The sequence below is a fragment of the Pantoea stewartii subsp. stewartii genome (assembly GCF_008801695.1).
GTDB classification, from domain to species: domain Bacteria; phylum Pseudomonadota; class Gammaproteobacteria; order Enterobacterales; family Enterobacteriaceae; genus Pantoea; species Pantoea stewartii.
On sequence record NZ_VZPF01000115.1, the window covers coordinates 1 to 10,539 of the forward strand.

Sequence of the window (10,539 nt, forward strand, 5' to 3'; positions counted from 1 at the left end):
GCGGAGAACGTGCGGCGATCCTCTACTCTCTGATCGTCACCTGCCGGCTTAACGGCGTTGACCCCGAGACGTGGTTGCGTTACGTCATCGGTCATATACAGGACTGGCCGGTGAACCGGGTCCGCGATCTGCTGCCATGGAAGGTCGAGCTTCCCTCTGCCTGAACGTCAATACGGTCTGAATGCGACGCTTACTGCTGAACATGCCTGAGCGACTTTTCAACGCTGCCGGCGTTCGCGCAGTGATGGTCTTTCCGTTCAGCACGCAGCTGATGCCGGGGGCGCAGACCAGCGTGTGGGTAACGGTCAGCAGTGAAGGGGAGGGTGCCGGACATGGCCAACATTAATGTGCTGACCCGCCGTAAGCAGACGGCATTGCTGGTTGCCGTGGCGCTGGGGCTGAGCGCCATTGGCGGCGTTGCCTGGTATATCGGCTCGCCTTCAAAAGCGTCTCCCGGGAAAAGCCAGCCGAAAAAACCGGTACCGGATATGACCGGGGCGGTCACATCAACCACGTTTGGCAAAAAGGTCAGCGACACCGCCGTGGCCGATTTGCAGCACACGGCAACGGAGGCAGACAAAAAACTGGGGCAGTTTGAAAACCAGCTTAAAAAAATCGCCGGGGAGAATGAGGCGTACAGGGAGAAAATTCAGTCGCAGGAGGATGATATCAAACTCCTGCAGACGCAGATTGACGCCCTGACGCAGGGCGGGAGTGGGGGCAGTACACCTGCCGCCTCCGCCAGCACGCCGGCGCCGGGGACGCTGCCGACAGGCTCCGGTGACAGTTTGTCCGGTAGCGTACCGCCGCCAACGGCCTTTTATCCGGGGATACCCGCGAACCAGACCTCCGTTCAGATCAACCCGCAGCTCAGTGAGGGGCTGTCCACAATGACCGTCGACTATGGCGATAAACGGGATAAGACGCCGCCACTTCCTTATATCCCCTCCGGGAGCTTTGCCTCTGCCACCGTCATTGAAGGCGCTGATGCGAATGCCTCGGTAACGGGTGAAAGCGCGTCGTCCCCCATGCAGTTCCGCCTGACCGGGAAAATCACCCTGCCGAACGACGGTGAGTATGACCTGCGGGGGTGTTTCGTGACGGCCGCGGCCTATGGCGATATTTCCAGCGAGCGGGCGTTGCTGAGAACGGACCGCCTGTCGTGTCGGATTAACGGTCACATTATCGATCAGAAATTTAAGGGGCACGTTTCCTTCATGGGGAAAAACGGCATCCGCGCTGAGCCGGTGATACGGAACGGCAAGATTGTGGGATATGCCTTTGCCGGTGGCGACATCGATGCCATGGGGAGCGCCATGTCGAACGTGGGCTCCACAACGGTGGGCATTGGTGCAGCCAACACGGTCAGTGGTGGGGATGTGGCCCGGGCGGGCATCGGTGGCGGGACCTCTCAGGCCGGTAAAACCCTCTCTGACTACTTCATTAAGCGCGCCGAGCAATACCATCCGGTGATACCGGTGGGCGCAGGTGTCTCGGTATCGGTGGTGTTTCAGGAGGGCTTTCAGCTGGAGTTCGCTGACGTGAAAAAAGAGAAGAAAGCGACGGTAACCTCGTCTGAGAGACCGGCCGGAAACGGGATCACCGTGACGAAAGAGGCGCTGAAAGAACTGAATCTCGGCGATTCAGTCGGCTCACTGAAACAGTCACTACAGGAGGGTATGAAATGAGGCATTCGAAAATGTTTAAAACGGGGTGCACGGTCGTTATCGGGCAAACCGGAGGCGGGAAAACTGACCTGCAGTCGCAGGTCATGCACGTCTTTCTGGCGCAGTCTGATGTCAGCCAGATACGTGATGCGTATACCGATGAGGAGCGCGAGAGGCTTGCTGCTGCCATTCGTCAGAATACCAGTATTCGGTATTCACTGAATCCCGGGGATGAGCGCTAAGATTTTGCCACCCCTGGTATGCCCTCATCCTTAACAAGATGGTGGCTCCTGATATCCGTCTGGCTGTGCGAACCGGTGATGATCGGTAATACGCCACTTTTCCAGCTTCAATCCGGCTGACGCATTCCCCCCTTAGAGATACTTACCATGAAAAAATTGATTATGCCTTTACTGGCAGGCATCGGCCTGCTGTCCGGCTGTGCCGGCATGAATACCGATTTTGACTGTAATACCGTTGCGCACGATAAATGCATGACAATGGAACAGGCAAACCAGATGGCTGCGGGTCATACCGTCAGCGCTGATAAAGCTGATGTCCCTGCGGGAAAGCCGGGTGCTGACGTCCTGCCGCGTCTGGCCCCCGTCCCGGTTTCACCTTCTCCGTTGACGGGGATACAGTCGGCTTCCCGGGATGCTGGTGTGCGTTCAGCCCGTTCGTCTCAGGCGATATCCGACGCATCCCGCTTATTGCCGCACCACAGTGATTCCGCCTCGTCTTCCCGTCCGGCTTCCTCCGTGGAATATACCTCCACCGCACAGGTGTATGCCGATACCGGAATTACCCCGCCCGTGCGGGTCAATCCGACCACCGCCCGCCTGTGGATCGCGGCGTGGATTGACAGTGATGATGTTTACCATCAGCCGTCGGTTGTGTCCTTCGTGGCTGCACCTGACCACTGGGCAGGGAGCTGAGCATGGCGCTTCATGACGAGCTGCTCCGTCGCCTGATGACGGACTGGCGCCGGGAGGATGGCGCCACAAAAGCCGGGGAAGTGCTGGAGGAGATGGATTATCCCTCGCTGGTCAGCGTGTTGCCCTACCGGCACTTCGATGCTGAAACGGGCATGTTCGTGAATAACAGCACCGTGGGGTTCATTCTGGAATGTACGCCGCTGATTGGTGCTAACGACAGCATTGTGGATGCGCTGGATAACTTTCTTCGCAACAAACTGCCGCGCGAGCGACCACTGAGTATCCTGCTGCTGGGAAGCAAGTGCGTCAGCGACATGCTGGATACCGGGCTGGCCGATATGGCCTGGAAGGGGGAGCATGCGGCAAAATTTGATGCGGTCACCCGGGCATTCTATGAGCACGGTGCCCTGTACGGTCTGCCGAATAAAAAGGGGTACCCGCTGTCCCTGCGTAACTATCGTCTGTTCATCAGCTACGCCGAAGAGCACCGGCGCCTGGATGAAGAGGTGTTTCGCTCGCTCGGGCAGACGCTCAGTATCGTTCAGCAGTCGCTCTTTGCCGCCAGCCTGAGTTCCACGGCGGTGGATGACGGCGGGCTGCTGGGTCTGGTGCGTGAGCTGGTGAACTTCCGCCATGACCGTATTGCTTCCCCGTCCCGTGAGGTTGACCCTTATGAGGAGCTGAACGCCCAGTGCGTGGAGCGATCCATTAACCTGAAGGTCAGGCCGGACAGCCTGCGCCAGAGTCTGGCCTCGCCCGATGGCGGACGTACCCGTACCCGGATCATGAGTTTTATGCCGGAGAAAAACCCGGAAAAATTTGCCCTGTGGCAGGGCGGGAACAACCTGAGTAATCTGCTCGACCCTGGCTCAACGGTACCCTGTCCGTTCGCCATCACCCTCACCACCGAACTTGACCCACAGGCGAAAAGCCAGAATGAAGCGGTCCGCAAGTTTGCCACCAACGATAAACGGGCTAACTCTCCGTTCGGTAAGTGGGTGCCGGGCGTAAAAGCCGCCGCCCGGGAATGGGATGGCTTACGGTCCCGGCTGTCGAAGGGGCAGTCGGCGCTGGCCCGGTACAGCCTGAGCGTCACGCTGTTCTGTGAAGACGATGATGACAAGGCGCTGATGTGTGAGCTGGCGCTGAACAACACCTTCCGCGCGAACGGCATTGCGCTGTGTCCGCCCACCTTTATGCAGATGCGCAACTACCTCGCGCTGTTTCCCTTCATGATGCCCGAAGGGCTGTGGAGCGACATGCGGCGCAGCGGGGCCACGCTACGGGCGGAGTCGTTCAATGTGGCTAACCTGCTGCCTGTGGTGGCGGACAACCGCATTTGTCCGAAAGGGGTGCCCATACCGTCCTACCGCAACCAGCTGTCCTATCTGGATCTCTTTGACAGCGAGTCAGGGCTGGGCAACGACAACCATAATCTCGGCGTCTGCGGGACTTCCGGAGGCGGTAAATCCTTCCTGATGCAGACCATCATCCGGCAGATCCTCGACAGCGGCGGCCGGGCATGGGTGTTTGACATGGGCGATTCGTATAAGACGCTCTGTGCCAACGTGGGCGGGGTCTACGTGGACGCCACTGACCTGAAATTCAACCCCTTCGCCGGTATTGTCAACATCGTTGAGTCTGCTGAAAGCATCCGTGACCTGCTGCTGGTGCTGTCCTGTCCGTCCGGCAGCGTATCCGATACCACCAAGTCCATCCTGCTGAACGTGGTCCAGAGCGTCTGGGAAGCGAAAGGAAAGGCCGCGCTGATTGATGATGTCGTTGCGCATCTGAACATCCTGATCGCCTCAGAAAAATACCGCACGGCCGATACGGTGCGTAACCGTATGGAAGAAATCGTCGTCTCCCTGCACAAGTATACGACGGAGGGAATATACGGTGAGTATTTCAACAGCCCCGAACCGGCGCTGGACGACTCGGTCCGCTTCTGCGTGCTGGAGATGGGCAAGCTCAAGAACAAGCCGGACCTGCTGGCGGCCATCATGTTCTCCATGATGATTTACGTTGAGCAGCGCATGTTCCTCTCTGCGCGCAGCGAACGTAAGGCGGCCATCATCGATGAAGCGTGGAAGCTGCTTGCCAGTGAAAGCGGCTTCATCGGTGACTTTATCGAAAACGGCTACCGTACCGCCCGTAAATACGGCGGGGCTTACATCACCATCACTCAGGGTATTGAGGACTTTGACGGGGACAAGGCCAGTATTGCTGCAAAAGCTGCCTGGTCGAACTCGTCGTTCAAAATCATCCTCCGCCAGAACCTGGAAGCCTTCCGCAAATATAACCAGAAAAATGAAGGACAGTTCACCCCGGCCGAACAGAGCATCATCGAGGGGTTCCCGTCGGCGAAGGACGCGCACTTCAGCGCCTTCATGCTGCGTGTTGCCGGTCAGGTGTCATATCACCGCCTGCTGCTCGATCCGCTGAGCCGGGTGATGTTCTCGTCAGACGGCAAGGACTTTGAGTTTCGCGAGCGGTGCCTGCGCGAGGGGAAAAGTGTCCCTGAAGCCCTGTGGCAGCTGGCCTGTCACAAATATCCCGATGAAATGGAGTTACTTAACAAATGGCAGATACAGACAACGCACTGACTCAGGCAGCCCTGGTGTCTCCTGAACCCTCACGACCGCGCCGCAGCCGAAAACGGCAAAAATGCCTGATCCCCGTGGCCTGCGTCACGGGCTTCATTCTGCTAATGAACGCCGGTATATCGCTGCTGTTGTGCCAGTGGCGGCAGCCGGAGACCGTGAGCTTCGATATGACCGGCACGGTCAACAGCTTTATGGCACAGGTATCCGGACAGCACCTCAGCGATGAGCAGGTAAAAACCACCACCGCCCGTTTTAACAGCGCGCTGAATGGCGCACTGACAGACTGGCAGCACCGTCACGGGGCGCTCATTCTGGTGGCCCCGGCGGTGGTGGGCGGGGCGCAGGATATTACCGGTGACATTCAGGCTGATGTCGCCCGGCGGATGGCAACGAACTGAAGGAGGCAGACCGATGAGTGACAGTGTCGATCAGGCGCAGGAGTACATTGATCTTACCGACGCCGTTGCGGTTCAGAATGTCCGCAACCGGATGCAGGCGGCGGGCAGCGATATCTGCCGGTGCTGCGGTGACCCGATACCGGCAGCACGCCGCCGGATTGTGCCCTGGGCTGAAACCTGTGCCACCTGCCAGGACATTCTGGAACATAAGATACGGGTGGGGCAGCGATGAAAAACATTTTTAAAGGGGGCCTCTTTCTGGCCGGGCTGGCGTCGCTGACGCAGGCGCAGGCGAAGGATTTGGGCACATGGGGTGACACCTGGCCTGTTGCGGAACAAAGCTTCCTCTCGCTCATTCATGACCGCCTGCAGTCCATGCAGGACAGCGGCCAGCTGGCAGAACTGCAGCAGCAGTTTCAGCAGCGGGTTGAACAACACACGCTCCGTCCTGCACCGGTTGAGGGACTGCAGACCGACACGCAGGTACACACGAGCTGGTACGACCCGACATTTGAAGCCGGACAGGACGTGGCTGATGCGCAGGGGCAGGTGTTTATTCATAAAGGTGAGCGCGTTAATCCGCTGGATACGCTGCCGCTCAGCACCACGCTCTACTTTATCGATGGCGATGATAAACGTCAGGTGGACTGGATGAAGACACAAAAACCGCCGACGCTCACGTACAAAGTCATTCTGGTTAACGGCAATATTCGCGATGCGGCTGACCGTCTTTCTGAGCGGATTTACTTTGATCAGCAGGGCGTGCTGTCCCGCAAGCTGGGCCTTAAGTACATTCCCGCCGTGGTCACTCAGGAGGGTGAAAGACTGAAAATAACCTCTGCTGCCATGCCGGAGGAGGCACCATGATTATCATTTTATGTTCGCTGATTGTGATCCAGTGGCTGGCCGTGTGGCGCCTGAACCACACAGTCTCCCGATTAAAGCTGCGTTGTCAGGACGCCGAACAGGAGCGGCGTCGCTGCCTTTCTTATATCGGTCGCCTGCGAGATCTGGCTCATGACCCTAATCGCAATGCAATTGGTGGCTGGCTGTGCCTGTGTGCCGTCGAGCGTGAGATCGCGTCAGAAGAGATCCGACTGAATGTCTGGCAGGCTATGGATGCGCTGAAAGCCATTATACGTATCACATATGATGACTATCCCGTCGCGTTGCAGGAGCGGTTCCGGCATTTCGCGCTGTTGCAGCGCAAATGCAACGTGATGGAGTTGCGCCCGCACGGCCCGGGGAATGAGGAGGAGCGATGATGGCGATTATCAATGCGTTACTTTGCCTCGTGACGGCCATTCTGGTGGCGATTGTGTTGCTCCAGCGGCGGGAATACCGCCGCCTGCGGGCGGACGCGGACGGTATCGTGGTGCGCTATGTGAACGTGGCTGAGCGTTATGAAAGTCTGGTTCGGGACGTCACGGAACCTTATGGCGGTGTACTGAACGGGCTTGAAGACGTGAACCGTTTGTCGGCCTGCCTGCCTTGCCTGCCGGATAAAGAACGCGCCGCAGCACAGGTCGCGATAAGCTGCCTCGATCGGTGGTTGCGGCTTCTTCTGCGTCCGGTAGCGGATCGCTATCATCTCTCAGCGGAAGATAAGCAGCGCTGGCTGAACGATACAGGGGAGGTCGGGTGATGAAAACCTTTCTCTCGGCCGTGATGCTGTCATGCGGGCTGCTTTTCAGCGGCATGTCGGCCGCTTCCGCGCCGGAATGTCAGGGGCGTTTTGTCAATCCGATCACCGATATCTGCTGGAAATGCCTGTTTCCGCTCTCCATCGGCAACGTGCAGGTGGCCGCCGGCAGTGAGCCCGATACCGAAAACCCGTCCACTCCCCTGCAGATTTGCCCGATGGGGGGGCTTTACCGCATCGGGCTGGCCATCGGGTACTGGGAGCCTTTTGCGCTGACGGACGTGACCCGTGCGCCGTTCTGCATGGTCAACCTGGGTGGGTTCAGCATCAATGCCGGGAAGCTGGGCAGCGGCGGCGGGAAACGGCAGGGCAGTGATAATACCGGCGCGTTTTATCATGTCCACTGGTACAAATACCCGCTGACCTGGTGGCTGAATATCATTACCGACCTGGGCTGTATGCAGGGCGGCGATATGGACATTGGTTACCTGTCTGAGCTGGACCCGACATGGGATGACAGCTCCCTGGCCTCGGTGCTGTCGCCGGAAGCGTTTTTGTTTGCCAACCCCATTGCTCAGGGAGCCTGCGCCGCCGATGCGATGGCCAGCGCGGTGTCAAAACCGCTGAATGCCCTGTTCTGGTGTGCCGGCTCGCACGGCAGCCTGTATCCGTTTACCGGCTTTACCTCAAATCAGGCCAGCCCACAGGCCGCCAGCGTGCTGCTGTCCGAACGTATGGCCTACAAGCTGCACCGTCAGGGCATGGTCATGAACAGCGTCGGGCAGAACAATGCGGTCTACTTTGAGTACCCGTCCCCGGTCATGCCCAAAGACAGGTACCGCTATCAGATGGTGAATATGTACCCCGATTCGGCGCGCTGTCATCCCTTCGGGCGTACCGTTATGGCCTGGGAGGCCGGACATGCCACACCTGCCAGCCGGCAGAATTTTGGTTACCTCATCTGGCGCAAGCGTAACTGCGTTTTTCTCTGAGACCTTCCTTATGAACAGACTGATATTGACCGTGGTGGCCGGTGCGCTGCTGGCGGCTACCTGCGCCAGGGCTGACAACCTGAGCGATAACCAGCAGTTCCTGCGCACGCTCCGTGAGCAGAGTGCCGCCCGACAGCAGATGACCTTTGTCCCGTCACAGCAAGGGCCCGGCATGCCGGCCGGAGAGGACATGCGGTGGATTGAGAATATGCAACAGCGTATGCAGTCCCGTATTGCGCCTGACAGCCAGGCGCGCCCTGACGCGCTGTACTTCCTCTCATTTTCCATTCCGGAGGCGGGACTGAAGCTGATGGTGCCTGAAGCGAAGCGGCTTCATATTCCGGCACTGGTTAATGGCCTTATTGACAATAACTTTCGTAAGACGGTGCAGGCGGTTTTCCGCCTCACCCGGGATAAAAACGCGGGCGGCGTACAGATAGACCCCGTGCAGTTTGAACGTTATGACATCCGGGCGGTTCCCGCCCTGGTGGTGACCTGTGATGCGGGCTACGACCGCCTCACTGGCAACCTGAAGCTGAAGGAGGCGCTGGCGCGTATTGCTGCGGAAGGTGAATGTCGCGATACCGCGCGCAGGCTGCTCCATGACGCCGGGGAGGGCGAATGAAACAGGCATTGATTATGACCACCACCTGTCTGCTGTTCTGTGCATCCGCGCTGGCGAATACGCAGTATGAGGATGCGTCAAAATACGCCGACAGCGTGAAGGGCAAGGGGATGGATACCCTGAAGGGAACCGACCCGTCGGCGGTTATTCCCGGGTATACCGCCAGTCCTGACCAGTCAAAATACTATGGCGGCACAACGGCAACCAGTAATACGGCGCTGGACAGTAGCGGCACCACGGAGATGAACAGCAGTGAGGCGGGGAAAACGATTCAGGATGTGATAAAGAATCGTCCGTCAGATCCCATTTCCACCGACGCCCCCTTTATCAGCGGCTCGCTTGATGTTGAAGACCAGGCTGAGACCATCACGCAGGGAACAGACACCCAGTGTAAGGATGTGGACGTGAATAAAACGCAGATAACGAACTATACCTGCGAGCGTACCCCGGCGGTTGAATTGTCCTGCACGCGAACGGCAACGGCCGGTGGGGGGCATGAAGAAGATTCGACCGAAATAAAACAGGTGGTTATTCAGTCTCAGGGGATTGCCTTTGCTTCCTCTGATAGTGGATATACAGGCACCTGGACTTCTCCTGTGACCGGGAGGGTAGTGACGGCATCGGCCACGTATTCGTGGAATAAACACCTGGCGTTCAGTAATCCGAACTGGTTTATGCGAGTGACCACGCCTTTCGGGTTGATCTCAATGGATGATGATACTGGCAGCCCTGCCCTGAACAGTGGGGCGCAACTGACGGAGAGGGCGAAAATGGCGTTCTCTATCCGTAACAGAAATAATAAGCCAACTGTCGATTCCATCTGGAAAAGCAGCAACATGCGCTACAGTTTTACCATCACGCTGATGGTTGAAGTACCTGCAAAAAAATGGGTGCCGGACGTGGTCTGGACGGAAAAATGTCCGTTCGATAAGTCCGAACAGGTGAAAACCGGCAGCATCTGCACCGACCCGGGCGGAGACCGGACGTTCACCATCAACGGCCAGCAGTATACGCTCCACAGCGACTGCTGGCAGTACACCGATACGTATGTGTCCCAGTCGGCGGATAACGGCACCTGCGATACGTATATGAAGAACGCGGCCTGTACGGTTGCCAGTACGACCTGTCTTGAATCACTCAACGGAACCTGCCTGCGTGAACGTGCCGTATTTTCCTGTGAGGAAAAGGTGAACGGTTCGGCGCAGCTCTGCGGCGGAACGCTGGTCTGTGCTGACGGCAGCTGCGACCACCTTGAAAACAACAGCGTCAATGATTTCCAGTCAGCCGTATCGGGGCTGGCTGCCCTGTCCGCCGCCGGCAAGGACGTTTCTGCCCTGAACGGTGTGAATGTGTCGGCCTTCACGGGCAAAGCCATCAGCTGTCGCAAGGCCATGGCCGGATTTAACAACTGCTGTAAGGACAGCGGGTGGGGACAGGATACGGGGCTGGCCAGCTGCAGCTCGGAGGAAAAGGCGCTGGGACAGGCCAAAAAACGCAAGCTGACTATCTACGTTGGTGCATATTGTGCGCATAAGGTGCTGGGCGTCTGTAAGCGTCACATTTAAACCGTCTGTGCAGCGGGCTCCGGTTCCGGGAAAATAGTGTCCATCATTTTTTAATGGACACTATCGCGTGAAACACCGGACATGGCTCCTTGAGGCGCTTCGCCTCCAT

14 protein-coding genes are annotated in these 10,539 nt (G+C 58.0%); all 14 read left to right on the forward strand.

Annotated features, from left to right (window positions below; translation table 11 throughout):
• Positions 1-164: transposase domain-containing protein (locus tag F7Q90_RS23175; protein WP_151161046.1), on the forward strand; the 164-nt coding region annotated here is incomplete at its 5' end.
• A 17-nt stretch (positions 165-181) separates the two neighbouring features.
• Positions 182-346, forward strand: coding sequence for a hypothetical protein (locus F7Q90_RS23180; protein WP_211369703.1), 165 nt, complete (start codon positions 182-184; stop codon positions 344-346).
• On the forward strand, positions 333-1,688 hold the full coding sequence (locus tag F7Q90_RS23185; RefSeq protein ID WP_151161085.1) for a TrbI/VirB10 family protein: 1,356 nt from the start codon (positions 333-335) through the stop codon (positions 1,686-1,688). The genes F7Q90_RS23180 and F7Q90_RS23185 overlap by 14 nt, the downstream gene beginning before the upstream one ends.
• Positions 1,685-1,909, forward strand: a complete 225-nt coding sequence (locus tag F7Q90_RS27380; protein WP_249042833.1) for a hypothetical protein — start codon at positions 1,685-1,687, stop codon at positions 1,907-1,909. Before F7Q90_RS23185 ends, F7Q90_RS27380 begins: the two co-directional genes overlap by 4 nt.
• A 147-nt stretch (positions 1,910-2,056) precedes the next feature.
• Complete coding sequence (gene traV, locus F7Q90_RS23195; protein ID WP_151161087.1) at positions 2,057-2,602, forward strand: type IV conjugative transfer system lipoprotein TraV; 546 nt, start codon at positions 2,057-2,059, stop codon at positions 2,600-2,602.
• Positions 2,603-2,604: 2 nt separating this feature from the next.
• Positions 2,605-5,208 (forward strand): type IV secretion system protein TraC, encoded by a 2,604-nt coding sequence (gene traC / locus F7Q90_RS23200; RefSeq protein WP_151161089.1) that lies wholly within the window; start codon positions 2,605-2,607, stop codon positions 5,206-5,208.
• Complete coding sequence (trbI, locus tag F7Q90_RS23205; protein WP_151161091.1) at positions 5,184-5,606, forward strand: type-F conjugative transfer system protein TrbI; 423 nt, start codon at positions 5,184-5,186, stop codon at positions 5,604-5,606. Before traC ends, trbI begins: the two co-directional genes overlap by 25 nt.
• A 13-nt stretch (positions 5,607-5,619) precedes the next feature.
• Positions 5,620-5,838 carry a TraR/DksA C4-type zinc finger protein gene (locus tag F7Q90_RS23210; RefSeq protein ID WP_151161093.1) on the forward strand — a complete coding sequence of 73 codons (219 nt, stop codon included), beginning with the start codon at positions 5,620-5,622 and terminating at the stop codon, positions 5,836-5,838.
• On the forward strand, positions 5,835-6,473 hold the full coding sequence (traW, locus tag F7Q90_RS23215) for a type-F conjugative transfer system protein TraW (protein ID WP_151161095.1): 639 nt from the start codon (positions 5,835-5,837) through the stop codon (positions 6,471-6,473). Before F7Q90_RS23210 ends, traW begins: the two co-directional genes overlap by 4 nt.
• Complete coding sequence (locus F7Q90_RS23220) at positions 6,470-6,871, forward strand: hypothetical protein (protein ID WP_151161097.1); 402 nt, start codon at positions 6,470-6,472, stop codon at positions 6,869-6,871. The genes traW and F7Q90_RS23220 overlap by 4 nt, the downstream gene beginning before the upstream one ends.
• Positions 6,868-7,251 (forward strand): hypothetical protein, encoded by a 384-nt coding sequence (locus tag F7Q90_RS23225; protein ID WP_151161099.1) that lies wholly within the window; start codon positions 6,868-6,870, stop codon positions 7,249-7,251. The genes F7Q90_RS23220 and F7Q90_RS23225 overlap by 4 nt, the downstream gene beginning before the upstream one ends.
• Positions 7,251-8,240, forward strand: coding sequence for a conjugal transfer pilus assembly protein TraU (gene traU, locus F7Q90_RS23230; protein ID WP_151161101.1), 990 nt, complete (start codon positions 7,251-7,253; stop codon positions 8,238-8,240). The genes F7Q90_RS23225 and traU overlap by 1 nt, the downstream gene beginning before the upstream one ends.
• 10 nt (positions 8,241-8,250) lie before the next feature.
• Entirely contained in the window at positions 8,251-8,865 is a 615-nt protein-coding gene (gene trbC / locus F7Q90_RS23235) for a type-F conjugative transfer system pilin assembly protein TrbC (RefSeq protein ID WP_151161103.1), read from the forward strand.
• Positions 8,862-10,430 (forward strand): conjugal transfer protein TraN, encoded by a 1,569-nt coding sequence (locus F7Q90_RS23240; protein ID WP_151161105.1) that lies wholly within the window; start codon positions 8,862-8,864, stop codon positions 10,428-10,430. The genes trbC and F7Q90_RS23240 overlap by 4 nt, the downstream gene beginning before the upstream one ends.
• Positions 10,431-10,539 lie beyond the last annotated feature (109 nt).